The organism is Heyndrickxia ginsengihumi (genome assembly GCF_011008565.1).
GTDB classification, from domain to species: Bacteria; Bacillota; Bacilli; order Bacillales; family Bacillaceae_C; genus Weizmannia; species Weizmannia ginsengihumi.
On record NZ_JAAIWK010000003.1, the window covers coordinates 104069 to 128216 of the forward strand.

The following is a 24148-nucleotide window of genomic DNA, read 5'->3' on the forward strand; positions in this document are numbered from 1 at the left end:
GCAATAAAAATGGCTACAATTGAACCACATGGAGGTATTTTAGTTAACCAAGTAGAAGCAAGCACATATTGTCCGGAGACAACTTTAGAAATTGAATTGGACTCAATGGCATTGAGTGATTTGGAATTAATTGCAAATGGGGCATACAGTCCTTTAAAAGGCTTTATGAACCAAGCTGATTATAATGCTGTCGTGGAAACAATGCATCTTTCATCAGGCGTGGCATGGAGTATTCCAATTGCATTGCCAGTTGACGAAGCAAAGGCAAAAACATTAAAAGCGGGTGTGGCTGCTGCTCTTGTAAAAGATGGAACAATTTATGGTTATATTGAGGTTGAAGAAGTTTACAAACCCGACAAAGAAAAAGAAGCTGTCAATGTTTACTTAACTTCAGAAGCTGAGCATCCAGGTGTAAAAAAACTATTTAGCAGACCTGAGTATTATGTTGGCGGTGAGATAAAATTAGTAAAACGTCCTAGTCGTGAACATAGCGCTGAATTTTTCCTTGATCCGAAAGAAACGCGGGCAAAATTTGAAGAACTTGGCTGGAAAACAGTTGTCGGGTTCCAGACGCGTAATCCTGTTCATCGTGCACATGAATATATTCAAAAAACAGCACTTGAAACAGTTGATGGCCTGTTTTTAAATCCGCTTGTCGGTGAGACGAAAAAAGACGATATTCCTGGTGATGTCCGCATGGAGAGCTACCAAGTGCTGTTGAAAAACTACTATCCAAAGAATCGCGTCTTTTTAGCAGTGTTTAATGCAGCAATGCGATATGCCGGACCTCGAGAAGCAATCTTCCATGCTATTGTTCGTAAAAATTTTGGATGTACACATTTTATTGTTGGTCGCGACCATGCTGGGGTTGGAAATTATTACGGAACGTATGATGCCCAAAAAATATTCAGCTGTTTTGAGCCAGAAGAACTAGGCATTAAACCGTTATTTTTTGAGCATAGCTTTTATTGTAATGCTTGCGGTGGAATGGCTTCCTATAAAACTTGCCCGCACGATGATGATCAGCATGTTATTTTATCAGGTACAAAAGTGCGTGAATTATTAAGAAGCGGCACAAGACCACCTGGAACTTTTAGCCGTCCAGAAGTTGTAGATGTATTGATTGCTGGCCTAAGAAGAAAAGAAGAAGCGGAATTGATTAAATAAAGAGTTAACGTGGAGAGGGGGAGAAAGAGTGGCTTCAAATATTGTCTGGCATGACCAAACGATTACAAAACAAGATTATCGGGAAAAAAATGGGCATTTTAGCGGTGTCATCTGGTTAACAGGACTTTCTGGTGCGGGGAAATCAACGATTGCTAATATTGTGAACCAAAAACTATTTCAGGCTAATGTTCAATCGTATTTATTAGATGGGGATAACGTTCGTCACGGTTTAAATAAGGGGTTAGGTTTTAGTGAGGAAGATCGGCGTGAAAATATTCGCCGTGTAGGTGAAGTGGCAAAGTTGTTTGTTGATAGCGGAAAAATTGTAATTGTCGCTTTTATTTCACCGTTCAGAGCTGACCGCGATCGTGTAAGAGAATCACTGGAAAGCAACGAATTTTTAGAGGTGTTTGTAGATTGCCCAATTTCTGAATGTGAAGTTCGTGATCCAAAGGGCTTGTATCAAAAAGCACGACGCGGGGAAATTAAATCCTTTACAGGTATTGATTCCCCTTATGAAGAACCGCTATCTCCAGAGTTTGTTCTTCATTCTGATCAATACGATGCAGAACAATGTGCAGATCAGCTAATTGAGTTGTTAAAAGAAAAACAGTGGATTCCAACTATATAGAAAAGCAGATTTATATATGTTATTAGCATGTATCAATTAGGTTATTGTGTCTATGTTGTCATTAGAAAGCAGCAAAGTGCTTTACTTTCTAAAAATACGAAACCGGTGAATTTCGCATACATTGTGATTTAAGAATATGTATTGTGAACGAGTTGCAGAACTTTTATTATTTAATATTTCCCAATCGTTTATAGTTCATTAATATGCAGCTTTTTGTGCAGAGATTGAATATTGTAATCTCGTTTTAGCAGAACCAAAGAAAAAACAGGTTGTATTGCTATATCATTTTAATAGAAAGAAAAAGCTTAGAGTACTAGAACGTTTATGAAAACTGTCTGCGGGTTATTGTTAAATCATGGCGATTTTAACAAGATATAAGGCGAAGAAGTGCTCGCAGACACATTGCCACAAGGTTTAAAAGAAATTATACTTTAATACAAATCAAACTATTTGAAATATCCAAAAGTAAAAGAGATTACATTATTCAAAAAAACGTAAATGAAAAGTGAGGGTGCCGGTTTTGGTAGTTCATCCTCAAATGAGGTGAAATAGAATGAGGAAAGTATATTTAGTTGGTGCGGGCCCAGGAGATCCAGATTTAATTACTGTAAAAGGCTTAAAGGCAATCCAACAAGCAGATGTTATTCTATACGATCGACTTGTAAATGCTGAGCTATTAAACTATGCCAAAAAGGATGCTGAACTCGTATATTGTGGAAAACGTCCTGGACATCATTCTTTTAATCAAGAAGCAATTAATCATTTGCTTTGTAAGTTTGCTAATCAAGGAAAAATCGTTACGAGGTTAAAAGGCGGAGATCCATTTATTTTTGGCAGAGGCGGAGAAGAGGCTGAGGCTCTCGCGAAAAAACAAATTCCATTTGAAATTGTGCCGGGTATTACATCCGGTGCCGCGGCACCAGCTTATGCCGGCATTCCGCTTACCCATCGTGATTACGGGTCTAACGTAGCTTTTGTTGCCGGAGTGACAAAGCGTGATGAAAATTTAGACGAATATTGGGCTAGATTTTCAAAAGTAGATACTTTATGTATTTACATGGGCGTGAAAAATCTACCAATTATTTGCGAGCAGCTAATCAAACACGGAAAAGATACCAGTACTCCAATTGCATTGGTGCATTGGGGAACAACGGATAAGCAGCAAACAGTGACAGGAACATTGGCAACGATTTGCGAAAGAGCGTCGTCATTAGAAAATCCTTCACTCATAATCGTTGGAGAAGTGGTACGGCTGCGAGAACAGTTACAGTGGTTTGAAAAGTTGAAAGTTTACAACGATGTAAATGCTATTACAGGATAGGATGAGGCATTGATGAAGAACCAAGGCGTATTATATGTTAGCCACGGAAGCCGTATTGCACAGGCAACGGCAGAAGCATCTGAGTGTATTCAACAGGCTCAAAAGCAAGTCGATGTTCGGCTTCAAGAAATTTGTTATTTAGAGATTGCAAAGCCGGATATTGCAGAAGGAATTGAAAGGCTTGTGCGCCGCGGTGCCTCGCATATTGCAATTGTTCCTGTCCTATTATTAAGTGCTGGACATTATTATGAAGATATTCCTAAAGCTATTGTCCAAGCAAAAAAACGTTTCCCACAAATTATTTTTACGTATGGAAAACCGCTCGGCGTCCAAGATCGGCTGGTAGATATTTTAGTAGAGCGTGTTATCGAAACAGGCATATTTAATAACTTAAGCACGAACATCTTACTAGTTGGGAGAGGAAGCCGCAATCCGGAAACAATTCACGATATTAATAGGATTGCAGAAAAACTTCAGAATAAATTACAAACCCATTCAATTAAAGTCTGTTTTCTAGCTGCTTGTAAGCCTTCATTTGACGACACATTAAAACAAATAGCAGAGAAAGAGCATGCACCAATCATTGTTCTTCCTTACTTATGGTTTACTGGTTTATTAATCAAGTCAATGAAAAAGAAAGTAGATTCATTGAATCAAGAGGGGAATCACGTTGTGTTAGCTGATTACCTCGGTTTACATCCTCATATTGTACAGGCACTTGTTGAACGCGTAAATGAGGCGATTACTTCAGGATTTATATATAATGATTGAGAAGAGGGATTTAAATGGCATTTGTCATTACATCACCATGTGAACATGAAAAAGCAGCAGAATGTGCTGATGTTTGCCCTGTTGATTGTATTGAAGAAGGGGAAAACATGTATTATATTAATCCAGATCTATGTATTGATTGTGGGGCATGTGAAGCAGTCTGTCCTGTTGAAGCTATTTATATTGAAGATGAGATTCCAGAAGATCAACAACATTATATTGAATTGAACAAAAAATTTTTCGAGAGCAGGGATTAAGGAGTGAAGGTTCATGGCCCCTATTCCAGTAATGCTAGATCTTTATGAAAAGCATGTTGTCATTATTGGCGGCGGGAAGGTAGCAAAAAGAAGAATACAAACATTATTGGAAACAGGTGCGCTTATAACCATTGTAAGTCCGACAATTGATCCTGATCTTCAATCTATGCATGATCAGCAATTATTTAGATGGAAGCAGAAACGATTTGATCGTGCTGATATTCTCGATGCACATGTTATTATTGCTGCGACAAATGATTCAGTGGTGAATAATCAAGTTGTTGAAGAAGCGCCAAGTTCTGCTTGGATTAATGTTACAGAACAATCAGAGAGAGGGGATATTACATTCCCTGCTTATTTTAGGCGTGGAAAACTGGTGATCAGTATTTCAACGAGTGGGGCAAGCCCTATGCTAGCATCTAAAATTAGAAAATCGTTAGAGGAAACATTTGAGGAAACTTATGATCGATATGTTGACTTTTTATCTTGTACGAGGCAGCTTATTAAACAGTCATTGTTAGCAAAAGAGGAAAAGTTATATTGGCTCAAGAAAGTTCTTGATGATGAGTATAAAGATGGTGAAAAGCAAAAAGAAATGATTGAATATTTAAAACAACTCCACTGAAAGGGGGAACTTCAGTCATGAAAGGTCTGATCAATAAAAGGATAGGAATTGCAGCTGAGCGCCAAGCAGAAGCAATCTCAACGTTGATCACGAAACAGGGTGGCACAGCCGAAGTTTTTTCTATTCAAGGTGAATGGATACTAAATGACGATATTTGCGTTGAAAATGTTAAAAAGCTCATTCATGGTTCATTTCCTTGGGTTGTGTTAACGACAGGAATCGGAGCGAAGAGCTTAGAAGACGCTGCAATTAGAATTAATGAGCGAGAGGCTTTTCTTCAAGCTCTAAGAAACACGAAGATAGCTATTCGAGGCAGTAAAACATTGAATTGGCTAAGACAGCATGATCTTAAACCGTTGTATGTTGCAGAAGATGGAACGATGGAAAATCTATTATCTTTTTTTCAAGATGGTGAAAAGCGTGAAGGACAGGAAAACATTTACATACAATTATATGACCAAGATGATCAAGTGCTACAAACGAGCTTTGAGCAATTAGGATTTGCTCCTTATTTATCTAAACCATATCATTATAAACATCCAGATACACAAGTATTGCAAGATTTAAAAGACAATATTCTTCAGTCGTCACTTGATGCTGTTGTTTTTACGAGTAAGACACAGGTTCGAAATTTATTTCAACAAACTGAGCAAAACGAGGCCCTTACACGTTCGTTTAATGAACATGTTTTAGCGGTGGCAGTTGGTAAAGTGACAGCAAGTGAACTAGAGAGGCAAGGTATCAAGAAGGTCATTCAGCCAGCAAATCAAAAAATGGGTGAAATGATTGTGAAGCTTAGTGAATACTACATAAGTAAGGAGTGGTAACGGTGTCTCTTGCAAATGTCAAAAAGTATTTTCAGCAAAGGGGACGGGAGAACGATATTATTGAGCTTGAACTATCAAGTGCAACGGTAGAGCTTGCGGCAAAGGCTCTTCAGGTGGAACCAGAAAAAATTGCAAAAACACTTGCTTTTCGAGGTAGTGAACGTGAAGAAGCCATTATTGTTGTTGCTGCCGGAGATGCGAAAATTGATAATAAAAAGTTCAGACAAACCTTTGGTATTAAAGCGCGATTACTATCTCCGGATGAAACATTGGAACAGACTGGGCATGCGATCGGCGGTGTATGTCCGTTCGGCTTAATTAAAGACTTGCCTGTATATATTGACATCTCTGTTAAACGTTTTGATACAGTATTTCCTGCTTGTGGTAGTGCTAATTCGGCTATTGAATTGACGATAGAGGAACTGTATGAGTATGGGAGAGCATTGGACTGGGTCGATGTATGTAAAGGATGGGATGGAGAGACAGTAGAATAGCAGTCTTTGGCTTAATTAAAACTATACTACTACAAGAAATCTTTCACTGAACAAGAGGACAAGCATGCAACGTTTTTAACATTTTTAGATCCACAGATTTCAGAGATCAAAATAGGCAATCGTTACATATTAGGTATAGATGGGCTAGGCCACTCTGGCAAAACAGCTCTTTCGTTAGCACTCGGTCAGTCTCTCAAAGAACGAAATCCCCCTTTTATCTATTTCACCTAGATGATTTTATTGCTGAAAGAAAGCAGCAGTATCATACTGGCTATGAAGAGTGGATCGAGCATTACTACTTATAGTGGGATATTCAATGGCTGCGACATCATTTTTTTAGATTCTCTGCGAGAGCTTACAAGTACAACAACATATGAATAAATTTAGAAATAGATATTGGGAAGTTGAGGATTTTTACTTAAAAACTGAAAATCCTATTAAACGTGCAAATTACACTTTACAAAACTAGCGGTATCAATGGTGATGAAGGACTACATTATGTGCTGAATCCTAAAAGTTAGACCAAAATATTTATGCAGCTTGTTGACTGGTATAAAGACGGTATTCCACCGGGCTCATGCCAGTCAATTTTGCTTTTATCCGTTCATTGTTATAGTAAAAAATATAATCCGTTACTGCTTGTTTAAGCTCTTCAAATGACTTATAAACTCTACCGTAATACATTTCCTGTTTCATTATCCCAAAAAAATTTTCCATTGGTGAATTATCCAGACAGTTTCCCTTTCGGGACATACTTTGAAATATACCATTATCTTTTAGTTTCCTTACATATCTTTTCATTTGATAACCCCAACCTTGATCAGTGTGTATAGTCGTTCGATAGGGGCAATCTTTTGTTATTTTAATTGCTTCATCTAAAGCATCCATAATAGCTTGAGCGTTTGCCCGTTCTGAGAACCGAAAAGATAAAATATCCGACCGTCTCGGGTTACACGTAAATATCAACAAAAGATTCGAGAGTATTTTCAGGTCATACCGAACGGAAAAGAGACACGGCCCATCATGATTAACATCTTAACTGAGGCTGCTAAGGTGAAAGATCATCCCCCTGATCTAATTAATATCGCTATTGAAGAACTTGTTAAAAGTCGATGCGAGTTACCGAGTTTTCGGGTTCTAGATGAGTTAACCGGGCAAATTCGTAGGGCTGTAAATAAAGAGCTGTTCCAACTGGTATTCAGTAGGCTGTCCAACGAACAAATACATTCTTTCAATGAATTGCTCATAAAAAGCATAAACCAGCATTACAGCGACTACAATCGGTTTAAAACTCTTCCAAAAAAGCCAACTTTGAAAAATCTAAGGAATCATATCGACTATTTTATATGGCTTCAGTCATACGGTGACATGACGCCATTTTTGGAGGGAATTGCATCATCCAAGATTAAATATTATGCAGCAGAAGCAAAATCACTAGATGCAGCCGAATTAAAAGATTACTCCGAAACGAAGAGGATTACTCTTCTCATTTGTTTGATTCATCAAGCCCAAGTAAAAACCAAAGACCACCTGGCTGAAATGTATCAAAAACGGGTTGGAACTATACATAACTCAAGCAAAGAGGATCACAAAGAGATAAAGGAACAGAAGCAAAACGAACTAGAGAATTTGATTTCAATCTTTAACGATGTTTTGCTTATCATGTCTAGTGATAATGATGATGCAGTTATTCATGAAAAAGTGAAAGAGACCATCGCCTCTTATGGAAGTGTCCAGACATTGTTGGATAAATGTGAAGCAGTGGCTTCAACTAAAGGAAATAACTATTACCCTTTCATTCAGAAACATTATAAAAATAGTCGATCTATTCTTTTTAGACTTGCTGATCTGTTACAGTTTACATCTACCTCTCAAGATCAATCCTTAATGTATGCGCTTGAATTTGTGAAGGAGAACAGGAACAAGCGCACGGAATGGCTACCTGATGAAGTGGATCTTTCGTTCGCATCTGAACAGTGGCGCAGAATGGTTCGCGTAAAACAAAAGGATGAAGGTTGGCTAATTCATCGCCGGCACTTGGAAGCCTGTGTCTTCTCTTGTATTGCAACAGAACTAAAATCTTGCGATATTTGTGTTCCAGGTTCCGAGTTTTATGCTGACTATCGAAAACAATTGCTACCTTGGGAAGAGTGTGAACCTTTAATACCGGAATACTGTCGTGAATTAGGTTTCCCTGATAATGAGGTAGATTTTGTAAAAGGATTGAAATCATGGATGATCGAGTCCTCGAAACAAGTTGACCAAGACTTTCCTGATAACGAGCACGTCAGCATCAACGAAGCCGGGGAGTTCATTTTGAAAAAAGTGACGAAACGCGAATACAAAAAGTCATTGAAAGAATTAGAAGTGTTGATTAAAGAGCGTCTTCCGGAAAGAAATTTGATTGATATCTTGTGCAATGTGGAACACTGGATCAATTGGACACGTCATTTCGGGCCATCTTCCGGATCTGATCCAAAACTAAAAAATCCACGTGAGCGATACATTTTGACTACTTTTGCTTATGGCTGCAATTTAGGACCTGTTCAGGCAGCCCGTCATATGAGAGAGGATGTGACCGGGAATGTCCTGTCCTATACAAATCAAAGGCATGTCACGCCAAGAAAGATTGACCAAGCTTTGAAAGATATCATAAATCATTATCATCATGAGTTTGATTTACCTAAGCTTTGGGGAAAAGGTAAATCTGCTGCAGCTGATGGAACCAAATATGACATTTATGAGGAAAACCTATTGGCAGAATACCATATTCGCTATGGAGGTTATGGTGGAATTGCGTACCACCACGTATCAGACAACTACATTGCTCTTTTCAGCCATTTCATCCCTTGCGGGGTATGGGAGGCCGTTTATATCCTAGATGGTTTGCTGAAAAACGAGTCAGATGTGCAACCAGACACAATTCATGCCGACACACAAGGACAATCTACACCTGTATTTGGTTTATCTCATCTGCTGGGTATCAAACTGATGCCAAGAATTCGGAATTTCAAAAAGCTTACTTTCTACCTTCCTAGTTCCGAAATGAAATATAAGCACATTGATTCTCTTTTTAGTGATACAATCGACTGGGATTTAATCGAATTACATTGGAAGGACCTTTTACGTGTGGTTTTGTCCATTAAGCATGGGAAAATCTCTTCTGCTATGTTATTGAGAAAGCTGGGAAATTACAGCCAAAAAAACAAACTATATCAGGCATTTAGAGAGCTTGGACGTGTTGTGCGTACAGTTTTTTTACTCCAATTCATTTCTGATATTGATTTGTGAAGGACAATCACTGCTACCACTAATAAAGTAGAGGCCTACAACGGATTTTCCAAATGGTTGTTCTTTGGTGGACATGGCATTATCGCTGACAATGATCCCGAGCAACAGGAAAAGTCCATTAAGTATGGAGACCTGATTGCAAACGCAGTTATTTTTCAAAATGTTGTGGATATGACCACGGCAATCCGTCAGTTAGGGAAAGAAGGACATTACGTAGACCTGGACGATTTAAGTGTACTAAGTCCCTATCTTATGGAACATATCAAACGATTTGGCGATTACGTAATTGATTTAGAAGAACCACCTCAACCATTAGATGGAAAGCTGGGGTTAGAAGTTAAAACAGCTTAAATGAAGGGCTTTTGAGCCCTATTTACATTTTTACCCATCTATCATGCCGTTTTTGGACTTATCTCGGATTTACCCCTAGAAATGGATCTAAATAAGCCTTCTTAATGATTATCTTCCCATTAGAAGCGGTCGTATAGTATTTGAATTCAGATGTATCAGTTGTTAATTTTTGATGTGGAATGCTTGTATGGAATCTATGGTTTACAAGGTTTTTCGATATCTTGCCTACAGTTCCTTTGTAAGTGCTGTATTTACGAGATTTACGTGTGAATGATGTACAAGTAATACCAAGTTTATTGGTAATCCGTAGGATTTTTTTGTGATTTACGTTTTGTGATTTACGATATAACCTCTCTTACGTAATTCCATATCAATTCGACGATAGCCATAATTTCCATTATGTTTGTTTACAATCTCTTGGATAATCTTTTCAATCTCTTCATCTGGATTGGAGTCATCAAATCGTTTTTGCCCCACATATAAGTTGCCTTTGGAAAACCTGTTGCTTCAAGGATAACAGCTAATTTGAATTCTTTTCTGAGTTCGTAGATGACCCTGGATTCTGTTTTAGCAGTCGGCTCGGAATATTTATCCCTGAAGCTCGGAGCTTTTTTAAATAGGCATTCTCCGCACGTAGTAATTCTATTTCTTTTAATAATTGTTCTTCCTTCGTCATTTTTATTCTTCTTCGGCTTGTTGGACATTGATGGACGCCCCTTTGATTTAGAGAGCCCTTCAATACCTTCATTTTGCCATTTTCTCAACCAATTAAGAATCATAGGTGGTTCAGTAATGCCAAATTTTCTAGCAACTTCTTCAAGGGAATCTCCTGTTCTTACCTTATAGTTTAAGACATCTAATTTAAATTGAACAGGATAATTCGTAATTGCTTTTTTAGGAGCCAAACCTTGTTTGCCAAATTGTTGGAACACACTGACCCATTTTCTTATATTGGTTTTACTTCGAATTCCAAATCTGATAGCTAAGGAAGCATATCCACCTTCACCTGCTAAATAAGCGTCAACTACTTTTTGCTTAAATCCTTCATCATATTTGACCACAAAAAACACCCCAAGAGTTAGAATTGTTCGTCTAACTTTTGGGGTGCACATCATTATAAGTGGTCTTTTTTATTTTGCAAAAAACTATAAACACTATATATTGTGTAGTGTTTGTGAACATACATACAAAATATTGATTTTTATAGTGGCGATGTAGTACGCTCAAATTGTAAAAAGATTATATGGGGAGTTAGAAAACATTATGAAGCAACAAATCTATTTATCTACTAAAAATGGTATAGAGGACGCTGTAATTGAAAGTCTTGCAGATGGTGAAGGAGTTCGTTTAGTTCTTTTTATGTGCGGATGCCCTCATCATTGTACAGGATGCCATAATCAACAAACATGGTCAATTAGAAATGGAACTCCCTTTTATATTGAGGATGTTAGTGATTATTTGTACAAAAGAATGTCGGCATTTCCTTATAATGGATTGACAATTTCAGGCGGCGATCCTTTTCTGCAAAGAAAGGCTTTATTTAGCCTAGTTCAAAAACTTAAGGGGAAAAATGATCTTTTGAATCTATGGGTCTATACGGGCTATCGCTATGAGGAGATTGAAAATGAACCCGCCTTACTGTACGTTGACACTCTTATCGATGGGAAGTTTGAGATTCATAATCGTCGTATTAAAAAGAAATTCAGGGGCTCAGCTAATCAACGGATGATTCACTTACATAATGGAAGGCCGATATTTATTGAATAAAGAGGAGTGGTAAAAATGATAAAGGAAAAGCATGATGTTAATCTTTCAGAACAACAGACCCTTTATAATCAAATTAAGCAAATTTCAATGAAGACGGATCGTGAAAATGCCAATGTTGGCAATAGTCCTTCTGCAAAAATGCTGCAGATCGCAGAAGCAGCAAGTGTAGCATACGCCAATCAGCATTTGCTTACCCCGGAAGCTGCACAAGCTCATCAAAAGACGATCTATATCCATGATTGGTCATGGGGAACAACTGGAACGCTAACTTGTTGCTTTATTCCATTTGGAAAATTATTAAAAGAGGGATTTGAAACGGAAAAGGGGTTTATTAGATCACCAAAAAGAATTGGAACCGCAGCTGATTTAGTAGCTATTATCTTCCAGTCGAATCAAAACAATCAACATGGCGGACAAGCGGCAGGATGGCTTGACCGGGATCTTGCTCCTTATGTGGAGTTAGAATATCAATGGCAGTGGATTGATATATTAGAAGACACATTATTAAATGAAAAAAATAAATGGCCGGCATATGTTCATCAATTATTTTTACAAATCGTAAGTAAACGCAAGCACCCATTGGAATGCCCCGACGGATTATCAGAGCAGGATCTTTACGAGCAAGTTCAAGGATGTGTTCAAGCTTTTCCACTATCGGTTCAGTTTTCCATTCAAAGTAATTTGCAGGGAATAAGTCAACGTGCATGGCAAAAAACAGAAAGAGCAACTTATCAAGCAATGGAGGGGCTTGTGTTTAATTTAAATACGATGCATTCTCGCGGCGGCGGTCAAGTACCTTTTACGTCTGTAAATATTGGAACTGACCCATCGAAAGAAGCACGGTTAATTGTTCATTGTTTACTGGAAGTTTATAAAAGAGGGCTTGGAAAAGGAGAACAACCTTTTTTCCCTAATATCATTTTCAAAGTGAAGAAAGGCATTAATTATGATGAGGAAGATTTAAAGGTAGCTATTCAACAGTATAATCGGGCACGTAATGGGGAGATTCCATTTCATGCTCCAAACTTTGATTTATTGTTAGAAGCAATAGAATGTGCAGCTTTACGCCTATTTCCTACTTTCAATTTCCAAGATTGCGAGTTGAATCGGACATTTACCGAACATTATGGAGATGTCCCGAGCATGGGCTGCAGAACAAGAGTATCGTGGGACCGCCATCTTTCTGAAAAAGAGCAAACTTGTGAAGGGCGGGGAAACTGTTCTTTTACAACTATTAATCTTCCTGGTTTGGCTCTTAAAGCAAAGCATAGTAAAGAAGATGTAGATACTATGTTCTCTACAATAGAGTCTTATTATCAAATTACTTTGCCGTTAAATGTAAAAAATGATCAAGTTATTAAAACGTTTTTCGTATTGCTGAATGAAACGGAGGATATCGCAATCCGGCAATTGCACGATCGCTTGAAATATCAAGGAAAATTTACAGTTGCGGACTTTCCTTTTTTAATGAATGGTGTGTGGAAGGATTCAGAATTACTGCAAGAAGAGGATTCTATTTTTAAGGTAATTCAGCATGGAACGTTAGCAGTAGGGTTTATCGGACTAGCTGAAGCACTTACTTGTCTTATAGGGAAACATCATGGTGAGAGTGAAGAAGCGCTAGCGTTAGGATTAACGATTATCAAATTCATGAGGCAAAAAACGGATGAGGCGAGCGAAATCTTCAACTTAAATTATAGTTTAATTGCTACCCCAGCTGAAGGATTATCAGGAAAGTTTACGAGTCATGATCGGCATATATATGGTGCCGTTCCTGGTGTGACTGATAAGGAGTGGTATACGAATTCTTGTCACGTTCCTGTTGAATATGAAATTTCCGCCTTTAAAAAAATTGAAATTGAGGGGAAATTTGTTCAGTATTGTAATGGTGGGAATATTACGTACATTGAATGCCGCGAAGCCTTAAAAGAAAATCCGCAAGCCATGCTGCAATTACTTGCATACATGGAACAGCACCAAGTAGCTTTAGGAGCATTTAATTTTCCGTGCGATCGTTGTAACGATTGCGGTGAAGCAGGATATTTTCAGGATGATCATTGCTATGTATGTGGAAGCTCAAATATTTCTAAAACACGGAGAATTACTGGATATTTAGCAAGTTTAAACCAATTTAACATTGCGAAGCATGCTGAAGAACAAGCGAGGAAGAAGCATTTTTAAATATGATGTATCACTTTACTGCAACTTTCATTGGCATATATTGATTAATTTTTAAAAAAATATAAACATTATGTTTATTTATGCTAATTAATCATATAAAATAAATAGTGTACTACTCAATATGATTAACTAGGGGTGTCCATTAGCTGGGCTGAGAGAGAAACGCGCTTGAAGTTTCTTAACCCTTTGGACCTGATCTGGTTCATACCAGCGTGGGGAAAGTTAGTTCAGTTAAGATTGAACACTGCCTTCTTAAAAGCCGGGTCCTATTTAGACTCGGCTTTTTTATGTGAAAACTTCATTTATTTCCGCGCGACATGTTCTAGATCTCGTCCTTTACAAACAAAAAGGAGAGATTGAAATGTCAAAACAAACTGCAACAGAACAAAGTATTTCTATTAAATCAATGTTACCTGGAAGTCGAAAAGTCTATGTGCAAGGGTCTGATCCTAGTATTCAAGTTCCGATGCGTAAAATCGAACTAAGCCCAACGGTGAGTACATCGGGTGAAGAACAGAATGACCCAATATGTGTATATGATACTAGCGGTCCGTATACAGATCCTAATATGCAAATTGATCTTCACAAAGGTCTTTCTCCTCTTCGAAGAAAATGGATTTTAGATCGTGAAGACGTAGAAGAATATGAAGGGAGGCAGATAAAGCCTGAAGACAATGGTTTTAAATTAGAACATGATCCGAGAATGAATAAACATATTTTCCCTAATCTTAATCGAAAGCCTTTACGAGCGAAAAAAGGAAAAAATGTGACGCAATTACATTATGCTAAAAAAGGGATTATTACACCTGAGATGGAATTTATCGCAATAAGAGAACATATGACGCCCGAGTTTGTCAGAGATGAAGTTGCAAGAGGACGAGCAATTATTCCGGCGAACATTAATCATCCGGAAACGGAACCGATGATCATCGGCCGCCATTTCCATGTGAAAATTAATGCCAATATTGGGAATTCTGCGGTGAGCTCTTCTATTGAGGAAGAAGTAGAAAAGATGACGTGGGCGACGCGCTGGGGTGCAGATACAATTATGGACCTGTCAACGGGTAAAGATATTCATACGACAAGAGAATGGATTATCCGAAACGCCGCTGTTCCGGTTGGTACTGTCCCTATTTATCAAGCATTGGAAAAGGTAAACGGAGTTGTTGAACGGTTAACATGGGAGGTTTATCGAGATACGTTAATCGAACAGGCTGAACAAGGAGTCGATTATTTTACAATTCATGCCGGCGTTCTATTGCGGTATATTCCTTTAACAGCAAAACGGGTAACAGGTATTGTTTCACGCGGTGGTTCTATTATGGCGCAATGGTGTTTGTATCATCATCAAGAAAACTTTTTGTATACCCATTTTGAAGAAATCTGTGAAATTATGAAAACATATGATATTACCTTCTCGCTCGGCGATGGACTGCGGCCGGGTTCTATAGCAGATGCTAATGATGATGCTCAATTTGCGGAACTTGAAACATTGGGAGAACTTACAAAAATCGCTTGGCAACATGATGTTCAGGTAATGGTAGAGGGACCAGGACATATTCCGATGCATTTAATTAAGGAAAATATGGATAAGCAGTTAGAGCTTTGTGATGAGGCGCCATTTTATACGCTCGGTCCATTAACTACAGATATTGCCCCTGGATATGATCATATAACGTCTGCTATTGGCGCAGCAATGATTGGCTGGTATGGAACGGCGATGCTTTGTTATGTAACACCAAAGGAGCATTTAGGGCTACCAAATAGGGATGATGTCCGTGAAGGAGTCATCACATACAAAATTGCCGCACATGCAGCCGATTTAGCAAAGGGGCATCCAGGAGCACAAATGCGTGATGATGCTCTTTCGAAAGCAAGATTTGAATTTCGCTGGAAAGATCAATTCCATTTATCATTGGATCCTGAGCGTGCTATGGAATATCACGATGAAACATTGCCAAACGAAGCAGCGAAAACAGCACATTTCTGCTCAATGTGCGGTCCGAAGTTTTGCAGTATGAGAATTTCCCATGATATACGTCAATATGCAAAAGAAAAAGGGATAGATGCACAGGCTGCGATTCAAAAAGGAATGCGAGAGAAGGCTGAGCAGTTTAGAAAAACTGGCAATAACATTTTTCAATAACATCTACTCTAGAAAGAAGCATTGTTTAATAGCATTGACACTACATTTCTGTTTTGAACAGGAATGTAGTGTTTTAATCAAGTTATATTAAATAGAAATATAGCATATTCTCTTCTATAGGCTTGTTGTAAATATGATGATTTAGAAAAATAATACTTGTCTTTTTCACACTAAACTATTATAATCTAAATCGTAATGTTTACGATTTGAATTCGGTTTATTGAGGTAAATAGGTAAAATCAAGCAGGAACTAAAGGAAAAGAACGATGATGAATGATACATAAACTGTTTCGTCATTTTTCACAAGTGTAGCATCGTTCTCATAGGTTCATACGGACATTGAGCCTGCCCTGTATGACTTCCAGAAGTTAAAAAAACAAAAGAAAGGAAGATTTTTATGCGAGTAAAAATCACATTAGCATGTACAGAGACAGGGGATCGTAATTATATCACAACGAAGAACAAGCGGACTCATCCTGAGCGGCTAGAATTAATGAAATACTGCCCAAGATTGAAACGTCGTACTTTACATCGTGAAACAAGATAATGATATTTTTTTAGAATATAAATCGTAATATTTACGATTTAATGCGAAAAGGGAGGATATTGGAAGATGAAAAAATATAAGGGAAAACGGATCATTGCGGCTTTAGGAATTTCTGCATTATTAGGCGGTGCATTGGCAGGTTGTGGCAATCATACGAATAAAACAGCATCGCCTTCTAATAAAAGCATCCAGATCGTTGCTGCGGAAGATTTTTATGGGGAAGTCGCTAAAGCAGTTCTTGGAAACCACGGAACAGTGACATCAATTATTAATAAGCCAAGTATGGACCCGCATGATTTTGAGGCGACAACTGGAACAGCTAAGACAGTTAATAAGGCAGATATTGTCATTTATAATGGCATTGGCTATGATGGCTGGATGAAAAAACTGACTCAATCTAGCAAAAATGATGATCAAAAAGTGATTGCAGTTGGAGAAGATGTAATGAACAAACAAGAGGGAGATAATGAACATCTTTGGTACAATCCAACAACTGTTCCAAAACTAGCAGATAAAATTGCTGATGAATTAAGTGCATTAGATTCTAAACATAAGAAAGATTACGAGGCAAATGCGGCAGCCTATAAGAAAGATATTCAAGCCATTCAAGATGAAATCAATAAACTTAAAAAGAATTCAAATGGTGCAAAGGTAAATGTATCTGAACCAGTTTTTGACTATGCATTGCAGGCAATGGGATATAAAGAAGGCAATGAACATTTCTCTAAGGCAGTTGAAGACGGAAATGACCCTTCACCATCAGATATTGCCCAAATGCAAGAAGACGTAAAAAAACATAGAATTGCTTTTTTTGTTGATAACATTCAAGCAACAGATTCGACTGTAAAAAATATTGTAAATCTTTGTAAAAAATATAATGTACCGGTTGTGAAAGTCACAGAGACATTGCCAACTGGAAAAGACTATAAGACATGGATGCTTGACCAATATAAACAAGTTGAAAATATCCAATCATCACAAAAGTAATGGGAAAGGGAATTTCTTATGATTAAAACATTCGAGGTTTCTCATTTACAAGTTCATTTCAATGGTGAAAAGATATTAAATGATTTATCCTTTAAAGTTACACCTGGTACATCTCTGGGGATCATCGGCCCAAATGGTGCAGGTAAATCTACTTTATTAAAGGTGATTCTTGGCCTGATAAAACCGAATAATGGAACAGTAATGATAGAACATGAACATCAACAAAAAGTAAAAATCGGTTATGTTCCCCAATCACGTACACTTGATGAAGAAACTCCGGTTCAAACGAAAGATTTTGTTGCGTTAGGATTGCATGATACATTTAGACCGTGGCTTTCTGTCCATGAGCGCCAACTTGTGAGACGTGTGATGGAATGGACGGATACATGGAGATTTGCTAAAAAATCGATTGGTAAACTATCGGGTGGAGAAAACAGCGGGCTTTTTTAGCGCAAGCTTTAGTGAAAAATCCGGATGTTTTGTTGTTAGATGAATCGACTGCAAATTTAGATCCTGGTGCACAACAGCAAGTGATGGAACTTGTAGAAAGCATTGCGCGGTCAGCAAAAATTACTGTTATCTGTGTTAGTCACGATTTAGCGATGGTTAAACAATTTACAGAACAAGTTCTTTATATGACACGCAATCATTATGAATTTGGAAACACAAAAGAGATGCTGACAGACCAAAAAATAGCTGAATATTATACTTGTCAACATGTGCCGGAGGTGGAAATGTGTGCTACAGTATAGCTTTATGCAGCATGCCTTTTTAGCCGGTACGATTGTTGCAATTATGTGTGGAGTGATTGGTGTTTTCGTAATGGCCCGCGGGCTTTCATTCATCTCCCATACATTTTCACATATTGGTTTTGCAGGTGCGGCTTTTTCCATTTTTATGGGATGGGATCCGCTAATTGGTTTGCTATTGTTTACAATTTTAAGCGGTGTAACTATTGGACAAATGGGTGTGCAAGTTTTTCGTCGCGATGCTTCTGTAAGTGTCATGCTAAGTGTATTTCTCGGATTAGGGATATTGTTCTTATCGTTATCTCTAAAGCAAGCTAATTTTGCCACATCTATATTATTTGGCAGTGTTGTCGGTATCAGCATGAATGAGGTATGGCGAATTATCATTATGACGATAATTGTTTTATTCTTTATTACGCTTGGCTACCGTTGGCTGAAATTTGATTCATTCGATCCAATTGGTTCAAAGGCCGCTGGCTTGCCAGTGCATTTTATATCCGTTTTCTTTTTAGTATTATTAGCTATTAGTGTAAGTGTCACGGTGCAAATTATTGGTGCTTTGCTTGTATTTGCATTGCTAACAGTGCCGGCATCAGCTGCCCGTTACTATACACAATCTATTTTTGGCATGATTTTATTATCCGTTTTATTTGCTATTGTTGGTGTATGGGGCGGACTTATACTAAGCTATTATACTAATTGGCCAGTAAGCTTTTTCATTACAGTCATTGAGGCGCTCCTTTATTTTATAGGACTAACAAAAAGGTGCCTGACCCTTTCTGTGCATTAAAGCACGAAAGGGGTCAGGCACCTTTTTTTAGACGAAGTTTCTTGCGTTGTTATTTCTGCTAAAACGATAGATCGCTATAAGCAGGAAGGCGGCAGCGAAGCTAAATAAGATGATAAGATTCATATATAGGCTGCTGAACGTATGACCTTCTTGAAGCTTTGTTAATGTTTCTAATACCCAGCGCTGCGGTAGAAAGTCAGCTATTTTTTGCAGTGGTTTTGGCATAATTTCTGCTGGCCAGTAGCAGCCCGCAATCATACATGTTGGAACATAAATTAAAGTTTGTAAGGAACTCGCTGATGCTCTGCTTGATGAGAAAGCAACAACCATTAAAGAAATTGCAATTGCGATTAAGGCGAATAAAAATAGGATTATTAGCGCCTCCCAAGCAGGGATATTCATTGTAATATGGAATATTTTCGTCATCATCAGCAATGTTAATAAAACTTGTATAATCATGATGATTAAGTTCACGATCGTATTAGATAGAATATACATTCTTGCATTGATTGGAGCAGAAAGCAATCTAAGGTAAGTTCGATTTTCTTTCTCGGATAGAATCATCTCAGACATGTTACCGGCAGAAATTAACATGATTAATAATAAAAATCCGATCGATTGGTAACTCATATTATTATTTTTAGAAGTGTCTGCCAATGAATGTGTATTTAACTTAAAGTTAGCATCTGTAAAGTGTTGATACATAATAGAAAATTTGTGCTGATCACCGTTTGCAACTTTGCTAAGTGATACGATATTATCAATAAATTGGTACAAGTTAGCTTTAACAAATGTGGTAACATCGGCTCCCCGGATCGAAATGATTTTGATATTGCCTGGATTCCCATTGAGCACGCTGCTTGAGAAGCCTTTATCTAATTTCACAACACAATCTAATGATCCGGAAGTAATTTTTCCATGTACTTGGGAATCGTGAATTTCAGTTACTTTGACATTTTTTGTTTGTTGCAAAAACTGAACTGTATCAGCCGCAATCTTCCCATGATCATCATTAACAATGCCGATATGAAGCACACTCTTTTGGTCTCCTCCATAGGCGAGGAATGCAATAAAAATTCCAACTAGCGGCATGATTAAAAAGAAAATAATATTTTTCTTTTTTTTAAAGAAAATGCGTAAAGTATTCTGTACTAGCCAGAGGACTTCTCTCATTATAATCCCTCCCGTCGTTGTAAAGAGATGACCGAAATCAGCAAGAATAAAATAGAAATACCGATATTAAGAGACATTGCAGAAATTGCTGATGTGTAATGATGCTCATAAATAATGTCCGTGATTGCATGATTTACCCATGTTAAAGGAGAAAGATCTGTTATGAACTTTAAAATTCCTCCAGGGTTATCAATTTTGAAGTATGCTCCGCCAAAGAATGATGATAGTTGAATAAATAGCATTGTGATCGTAGCTGGAGCAGTATTAGATTTGGACAAAAAGCTAATACCGATTCCGACGCTGACAGCGAGTAACACTTCAGTCAGTATGATAAGAAATATGAGCCCAAGGTGATCTCCCCAATTTGACTTGAAAAACAGCTTACTAAATGCAATCACAAGGGAGACGCATAATGTATTAATAATAATATTTCCAAGCACCTTGCCGATGAAAATTTCACTTTTTCTTACAGGGGAAGCGACTAATCGATCTCCTGTTTTCCGTGCTCTCTCACCTTGAACGGATTGAATGGCCGTTCTTGCCCCATATAAGGCAATCATCGTTGTCATAACAATTGCATAATAATCCATTGAACTAGGTTGTTTATGTGGAAGGAGGGATGTTTCTTGAATATAATGATCGCCTTGATTTGCGAAAACCGTCCCAATTTGCGCAGGGGCTACTTTTATAACTTCTGAAGCTAGATTGTATTTGTCTACAAATGATTTAAACATTCCTTGTAAAATACTGCCTTCAATACTATTGCTATCGTTCAGATACAGCTGAACTCCATTTTTGTTAAGCTCTACGTAGCCATCATAGTTGTTTTGCTTAACTTCTTTTTTGCCGTCCGTTGCATCTGTAGCTTTTTTAAAATCAATGCCTGATTTTTTTGCTGCCTTTATAAACTGATTAAATGGTTGGCTAAGACTACTATCAGCAGTTTGTTTGTATAATACCTTTACATTATCGATAGAATTTGTCGTTTTAAATGCATTTGTTAATGCTGAGCCAAGCACTAGCATTAGCACAAGCGGGAAAGCTAACAAAAAGATAAAGGTTTTCACATCTCGCAAGTCTTTGATGATTTCCTTTTTGGCAATATGAATAATGTTCATAAAGAAGGACCTCCTTTCTCGTTAATCTCGTAATGTTCTACCAGTTAATGTTAAGAAGACAGTTTCTAAATTTGGTGCTTTTTCTTCTAAAGATCTAATTTCTATATGCTGGTTGATAAAATGCTCAATGATCGTATTTAAATTATTGACACTTGTATCAGAATTGATTTTTACAATGTTTTCGTCTATTTGCACAGATTCTACGCCTTTAATCTCTTTAATGGCGTCAACACGAATGGGCTCCAATGATTTCACTTCAATCCAAACGTCCTTCGTATTCGTAATAATGGATTTAAGCTGCTCTTTCGTACCATCTGCTATCACCTTTCCATGATCAATAATGGCAATTCGCGAACAAATTTCTTCAACCTCTTCCATGTAATGGCTCGTATAGATAATGGTACATCCCATTTCATTTAGTTTTCGTACAGATGTAAGAATATAATTTCGAGATTGCGGATCAATCCCGACAGTTGGTTCATCCATAATAATTAGTTTTGGCTGATGAGCAATGGCACAAGCAATATTAAGCCGTCTCTTCATACCGCCTGAGAAGTTTTTTGGATAGCTTTTATGTTGATCCTGTAATCCTACGAATTCCAATGCTTCTTCAACTTTTTCTTTCAATTCAGCTCCCCGTAGCCCGTAAAGCCCAGCAAAAAAATTCACATTTTCATATGCAGTTAGATCTTCATATATTGCTAAATCTTGAGGAACCATCCCTAAATTCATCTTGGAAAAACGTTTATGCTTTGAAACGTCCTTTCCAAGAATATGAATGGATCCTTGATCAATACGCAGTAATCCTGCGATCATGTTGATTGTTGTACTTTTCCCAGCACCATTAGAACCGAGAAAACCAAAAATTTCTCCTTCTTTTACTTGCAGGGACATATTGTCTACAGCGATAAAATCTCCAAACCTTTTTGTTAAGTTATTTATTTCTAACACGTTCATCATTTTTTCACCTCTATGCCGTTTGTATGATGTAAGTATAAAAAAAAGAATGAACGAATTTAAGTGCAATCGTTCATTCATTTCATATGAAAATCTTCATGTTTTTTATATGAATTATTTCATGATTGTATTGGAAGCAATGTTGTAACGGAAAATCCATGTGTGCCATCGACAATGATTTTTCCGTGAATAGACGCTGTCCGTTCCTCCATGCCTAAAATGCCTAGACCTTTTTTTATTTTTGCAGCACCTTTGCCATTATCTTTTACTTCAACCTTAATCACTTTATTTAAAACGGTAATATCGACGTATACACGATTTGCATCTGAATACTTTCGGGCATTCGTTAACGCTTCAGTTACGTTCTCGTGGATGATTTTCCATTGTATAGGGGAGATGATGTCTATATTGTTACCATGTGTTAATGTTGTTTCTAAATCATTCTTTGTCGAGAATTCATCGATAAACAGTTTAAGTCTATGAATGCCCACTTGTTCTGTAGGAGGCTTCATGTTTTTTAATGTTAGCCGAATACTTTCTATTCCATCTTTGGAAATTTGAATGGCGTTTTCAAGTAGTTCTGTTGCTTTATTTTGATCGATATTCATAAGTCGTTTAGCCGCTTCCATTTGAATTAATGCCCCAGTCATTGAGTGACCAATTCGATCATGTATTTCTTGTGAGATACGATTCCGTTCCTCTAACTTGAAAGTGTACTCTGATTGCTTTATGTACTCATCATTTTCATTTAAACTTTTTGTTAACGTTTGTATCGACTTCCTCATCTGATCGATCTTGTTTTCGCTTTTTATCATACGTTGATTGAAAAATGTTACGATTGTAAACATGATCATACAAAGACAAGCAACAAGGCTATAGATGGGCTGAACTTCCGGTTGAATGTATATAATCGGAAGAAATGAAATGATCAGTATTGTCCATTTGTTTTCTGTTACAGTCGAAAGAATCTCAATAAGCGCCAGTGGCATAAGAACAATAAAGATTGTTTGTATGTATAGATAGGAAACGATTGATATCGCGATGGAAATGAGGAGAAGTCCTCTTTTTATCATGCTATTATGAAAAAGATATATAGAAATATTAATACAGAAGTACAACAGGATTGCAAAAACAATGAAAGAAATATGTTTGGCATCTGCTCGTATACAACTAAAAGCGATAAAAAAGATGAGTGCTAATTTGCACAAAATAACCCTGAATTCCATTTAGTTTACTTTCCCCGTTAAATAGTATATTGCGATTTGGGTACGATGCTCGAGCCCTGTTTTACCTAATATAGAAGAAATATAATTCGCTACTGTCCCGTCAGAAATAAATAGTTGCTTTGATATTTCTTTATTTGAGTATCCTTTGGCAATTAAGGCCATAATATCCCGTTCTCTTTCAGTAAACTTACTTGTATCGATTTTTGTTTTCACTTCTTCTTTTTCCTGAAGATTGCCCTTAATTTTTTCAAGAATGATATCTTGAAGAATACTATTCCCATTATAGACACTTTTAATCGCATCTCGAATACGTTCAGGATCGTTATTTTTTAATAAATAACCTTTTGCCCCATTTTTGACAGCGTCAACGATATATTCATCATCATCAAATGTCGTTAAAATAATCGGTTTCGTGTTTGTCTGTTCAGTAATGAGTTTTGTTGCCTCAACCCCATTTAAATTTGGCATACGTACATCAAGTAATGCAATATCGACATCATGATCCGTGCAATATTCAACAGCTTCTTGACCGTCATTGACAGTATCCAGAACTTCAAATTCATCATAAGAAGTTAAAATAATCTTTAGTCCCTCACGAATAAATGAATTATCATCTGCAATAATTAACTTAATACTCAAAAGTCCCACCCCGTTTTTGAGGTGCCTGACCCCTTCATTGCACTAGTGCAATGAAGGGGTCAGGCACCTTTTATAATTATTATGCATGAGTTTTATGCAAATTTACAATTAGAAGTTATATGAAATGTGGCGT

The 24148-nt window shown here is 37.3% G+C and carries 23 protein-coding genes, 3 pseudogenes and 1 riboswitch; of the genes and pseudogenes, 18 read left to right on the plus strand and 8 right to left on the minus strand.

Annotated elements, in window-relative coordinates; all coding sequences use genetic code 11:
• The first annotated feature begins 9 nt into the window (after positions 1 to 9).
• The 9 genes and pseudogenes from sat (at position 10) to G4D61_RS18070 (ending at position 6562) form a co-directional block, all read left to right on the plus strand.
• On the plus strand, positions 10 to 1167 hold the full coding sequence (sat, locus tag G4D61_RS03390) for a sulfate adenylyltransferase (protein WP_035352798.1): 1158 nt from the start codon (positions 10 to 12) through the stop codon (positions 1165 to 1167).
• Between the two features lie 28 nt (positions 1168 to 1195).
• Positions 1196 to 1798 carry an adenylyl-sulfate kinase gene (cysC, locus tag G4D61_RS03395; RefSeq protein WP_025728953.1) on the plus strand — a complete coding sequence of 201 codons (603 nt, stop codon included), beginning with the start codon at positions 1196 to 1198 and terminating at the stop codon, positions 1796 to 1798.
• Between the two features lie 553 nt (positions 1799 to 2351).
• Positions 2352 to 3119, plus strand: a complete 768-nt coding sequence (gene cobA, locus G4D61_RS03400; protein ID WP_025728951.1) for a uroporphyrinogen-III C-methyltransferase — start codon at positions 2352 to 2354, stop codon at positions 3117 to 3119.
• A gap of 12 nt (positions 3120 to 3131) precedes the next feature.
• Positions 3132 to 3890, plus strand: a complete 759-nt coding sequence (locus G4D61_RS03405) for a sirohydrochlorin chelatase (RefSeq protein WP_035352795.1) — start codon at positions 3132 to 3134, stop codon at positions 3888 to 3890.
• A 14-nt stretch (positions 3891 to 3904) separates the two neighbouring features.
• On the plus strand, positions 3905 to 4147 hold the full coding sequence (locus G4D61_RS03410; RefSeq protein WP_025728947.1) for a ferredoxin family protein: 243 nt from the start codon (positions 3905 to 3907) through the stop codon (positions 4145 to 4147).
• Positions 4148 to 4160: 13 nt separating this feature from the next.
• Positions 4161 to 4772, plus strand: coding sequence for an NAD(P)-binding protein (locus G4D61_RS03415; protein ID WP_025728945.1), 612 nt, complete (start codon positions 4161 to 4163; stop codon positions 4770 to 4772).
• 17 nt (positions 4773 to 4789) lie between these two features.
• Positions 4790 to 5599 carry a uroporphyrinogen-III synthase gene (locus G4D61_RS03420; RefSeq protein WP_025728943.1) on the plus strand — a complete coding sequence of 270 codons (810 nt, stop codon included), beginning with the start codon at positions 4790 to 4792 and terminating at the stop codon, positions 5597 to 5599.
• Between the two features lie 2 nt (positions 5600 to 5601).
• Positions 5602 to 6093: a YbaK/EbsC family protein gene (locus tag G4D61_RS03425; protein ID WP_025728941.1), complete on the plus strand. Its 492-nt coding sequence runs from the start codon at positions 5602 to 5604 to the stop codon at positions 6091 to 6093.
• A gap of 96 nt (positions 6094 to 6189) precedes the next feature.
• Positions 6190 to 6562: pseudogene (locus G4D61_RS18070) on the plus strand (nucleoside/nucleotide kinase family protein).
• A gap of 62 nt (positions 6563 to 6624) precedes the next feature.
• On the opposite strand, the pseudogene G4D61_RS03430 reads toward G4D61_RS18070, so the two are convergent.
• Positions 6625 to 7032: pseudogene (locus tag G4D61_RS03430) on the minus strand (transposase); the annotation flags it as partial.
• Between G4D61_RS03430 and G4D61_RS03435 the strand changes: the two are divergent.
• Positions 7027 to 9735: pseudogene (locus tag G4D61_RS03435) on the plus strand (Tn3 family transposase). The pseudogenes G4D61_RS03430 and G4D61_RS03435 overlap by 6 nt on opposite strands.
• A gap of 324 nt (positions 9736 to 10059) precedes the next feature.
• Here G4D61_RS03435 and G4D61_RS18445 read toward each other — a convergent pair.
• Both G4D61_RS18445 and G4D61_RS03450 read right to left on the minus strand, forming a co-directional pair.
• Positions 10060 to 10212, minus strand: a complete 153-nt coding sequence (locus G4D61_RS18445; RefSeq protein ID WP_081750018.1) for an IS3 family transposase — start codon at positions 10210 to 10212, stop codon at positions 10060 to 10062.
• The gene (locus tag G4D61_RS03450) at positions 10143 to 10796 is read right to left on the minus strand and encodes a helix-turn-helix domain-containing protein (RefSeq protein ID WP_200886092.1); all 654 of its coding nucleotides are present in this window, start codon (positions 10794 to 10796) and stop codon (positions 10143 to 10145) included. Before G4D61_RS03450 ends, G4D61_RS18445 begins: the two co-directional genes overlap by 70 nt.
• Before the next feature lie 202 nt (positions 10797 to 10998).
• On the opposite strand from G4D61_RS03450, the gene nrdG reads away from it, so the two are divergent.
• The 8 genes from nrdG (at position 10999) to G4D61_RS03490 (ending at position 18902) form a co-directional block, all read left to right on the plus strand.
• A complete protein-coding gene (nrdG, locus tag G4D61_RS03455) occupies positions 10999 to 11502 on the plus strand; it encodes an anaerobic ribonucleoside-triphosphate reductase activating protein (protein WP_035348646.1) in 504 nt (167 codons plus the stop codon).
• A 15-nt stretch (positions 11503 to 11517) separates the two neighbouring features.
• On the plus strand, positions 11518 to 13683 hold the full coding sequence (nrdD, locus tag G4D61_RS03460; protein WP_025728934.1) for an anaerobic ribonucleoside-triphosphate reductase: 2166 nt from the start codon (positions 11518 to 11520) through the stop codon (positions 13681 to 13683).
• A 121-nt stretch (positions 13684 to 13804) separates the two neighbouring features.
• Positions 13805 to 13920, plus strand: a riboswitch (TPP riboswitch).
• A 124-nt stretch (positions 13921 to 14044) separates the two neighbouring features.
• The gene (thiC, locus tag G4D61_RS03465; protein WP_025728932.1) at positions 14045 to 15829 is read left to right on the plus strand and encodes a phosphomethylpyrimidine synthase ThiC; all 1785 of its coding nucleotides are present in this window, start codon (positions 14045 to 14047) and stop codon (positions 15827 to 15829) included.
• A 397-nt stretch (positions 15830 to 16226) separates the two neighbouring features.
• Positions 16227 to 16376 (plus strand): 50S ribosomal protein L33, encoded by a 150-nt coding sequence (gene rpmG, locus G4D61_RS03470; protein ID WP_035352792.1) that lies wholly within the window; start codon positions 16227 to 16229, stop codon positions 16374 to 16376.
• 66 nt (positions 16377 to 16442) lie between these two features.
• Positions 16443 to 17363 carry a metal ABC transporter solute-binding protein gene (locus tag G4D61_RS03475; protein WP_163173229.1) on the plus strand — a complete coding sequence of 307 codons (921 nt, stop codon included), beginning with the start codon at positions 16443 to 16445 and terminating at the stop codon, positions 17361 to 17363.
• An 18-nt stretch (positions 17364 to 17381) separates the two neighbouring features.
• Entirely contained in the window at positions 17382 to 17813 is a 432-nt protein-coding gene (locus tag G4D61_RS03480; RefSeq protein ID WP_163173231.1) for an ATP-binding cassette domain-containing protein, read from the plus strand.
• Between the two features lie 32 nt (positions 17814 to 17845).
• Positions 17846 to 18115 (plus strand): ATP-binding cassette domain-containing protein, encoded by a 270-nt coding sequence (locus G4D61_RS03485; protein WP_163173233.1) that lies wholly within the window; start codon positions 17846 to 17848, stop codon positions 18113 to 18115.
• Positions 18102 to 18902 (plus strand): metal ABC transporter permease, encoded by an 801-nt coding sequence (locus G4D61_RS03490; RefSeq protein WP_163173235.1) that lies wholly within the window; start codon positions 18102 to 18104, stop codon positions 18900 to 18902. Before G4D61_RS03485 ends, G4D61_RS03490 begins: the two co-directional genes overlap by 14 nt.
• Positions 18903 to 18929: 27 nt before the next feature.
• Here the strand turns inward: G4D61_RS03490 and G4D61_RS03495 are convergent, their stop codons facing one another.
• From G4D61_RS03495 to G4D61_RS03515, 5 genes are all read right to left on the minus strand, one after another.
• Positions 18930 to 20075, minus strand: a complete 1146-nt coding sequence (locus G4D61_RS03495; RefSeq protein ID WP_163173237.1) for an ABC transporter permease — start codon at positions 20073 to 20075, stop codon at positions 18930 to 18932.
• Positions 20075 to 21193 carry an ABC transporter permease gene (locus G4D61_RS03500; RefSeq protein WP_025728921.1) on the minus strand — a complete coding sequence of 373 codons (1119 nt, stop codon included), beginning with the start codon at positions 21191 to 21193 and terminating at the stop codon, positions 20075 to 20077. Before G4D61_RS03500 ends, G4D61_RS03495 begins: the two co-directional genes overlap by 1 nt.
• A 21-nt stretch (positions 21194 to 21214) precedes the next feature.
• Entirely contained in the window at positions 21215 to 22150 is a 936-nt protein-coding gene (locus G4D61_RS03505) for an ABC transporter ATP-binding protein (protein WP_025728919.1), read from the minus strand.
• A gap of 119 nt (positions 22151 to 22269) precedes the next feature.
• The gene (locus G4D61_RS03510; RefSeq protein ID WP_025728917.1) at positions 22270 to 23376 is read right to left on the minus strand and encodes a sensor histidine kinase; all 1107 of its coding nucleotides are present in this window, start codon (positions 23374 to 23376) and stop codon (positions 22270 to 22272) included.
• The gene (locus G4D61_RS03515) at positions 23377 to 24015 is read right to left on the minus strand and encodes a response regulator (RefSeq protein ID WP_035352787.1); all 639 of its coding nucleotides are present in this window, start codon (positions 24013 to 24015) and stop codon (positions 23377 to 23379) included.
• Positions 24016 to 24148 lie beyond the last annotated feature (133 nt).

Coding starts and splice junctions, on each gene's coding strand:
- G4D61_RS03405 (WP_035352795.1), top strand. CDS start 3,132: ATGAAGAACCAAGGCGTATTATATGTTAGCCACGGAAGCCGTATTGCA.
- G4D61_RS03505 (WP_025728919.1), bottom strand. CDS start 22,150: ATGAACGTGTTAGAAATAAATAACTTAACAAAAAGGTTTGGAGATTTT.
- cobA (WP_025728951.1), top strand. CDS start 2,352: ATGAGGAAAGTATATTTAGTTGGTGCGGGCCCAGGAGATCCAGATTTA.
- G4D61_RS03475 (WP_163173229.1), top strand. CDS start 16,443: ATGAAAAAATATAAGGGAAAACGGATCATTGCGGCTTTAGGAATTTCT.
- G4D61_RS03500 (WP_025728921.1), bottom strand. CDS start 21,193: ATGAACATTATTCATATTGCCAAAAAGGAAATCATCAAAGACTTGCGA.
- thiC (WP_025728932.1), top strand. CDS start 14,045: ATGTCAAAACAAACTGCAACAGAACAAAGTATTTCTATTAAATCAATG.
- sat (WP_035352798.1), top strand. CDS start 10: ATGGCTACAATTGAACCACATGGAGGTATTTTAGTTAACCAAGTAGAA.
- nrdG (WP_035348646.1), top strand. CDS start 10,999: ATGAAGCAACAAATCTATTTATCTACTAAAAATGGTATAGAGGACGCT.
- G4D61_RS03480 (WP_163173231.1), top strand. CDS start 17,382: ATGATTAAAACATTCGAGGTTTCTCATTTACAAGTTCATTTCAATGGT.
- G4D61_RS03420 (WP_025728943.1), top strand. CDS start 4,790: ATGAAAGGTCTGATCAATAAAAGGATAGGAATTGCAGCTGAGCGCCAA.
- G4D61_RS03495 (WP_163173237.1), bottom strand. CDS start 20,075: ATGAGAGAAGTCCTCTGGCTAGTACAGAATACTTTACGCATTTTCTTT.
- nrdD (WP_025728934.1), top strand. CDS start 11,518: ATGATAAAGGAAAAGCATGATGTTAATCTTTCAGAACAACAGACCCTT.
- rpmG (WP_035352792.1), top strand. CDS start 16,227: ATGCGAGTAAAAATCACATTAGCATGTACAGAGACAGGGGATCGTAAT.
- G4D61_RS03510 (WP_025728917.1), bottom strand. CDS start 23,376: ATGGAATTCAGGGTTATTTTGTGCAAATTAGCACTCATCTTTTTTATC.
- G4D61_RS03415 (WP_025728945.1), top strand. CDS start 4,161: ATGGCCCCTATTCCAGTAATGCTAGATCTTTATGAAAAGCATGTTGTC.
- G4D61_RS03410 (WP_025728947.1), top strand. CDS start 3,905: ATGGCATTTGTCATTACATCACCATGTGAACATGAAAAAGCAGCAGAA.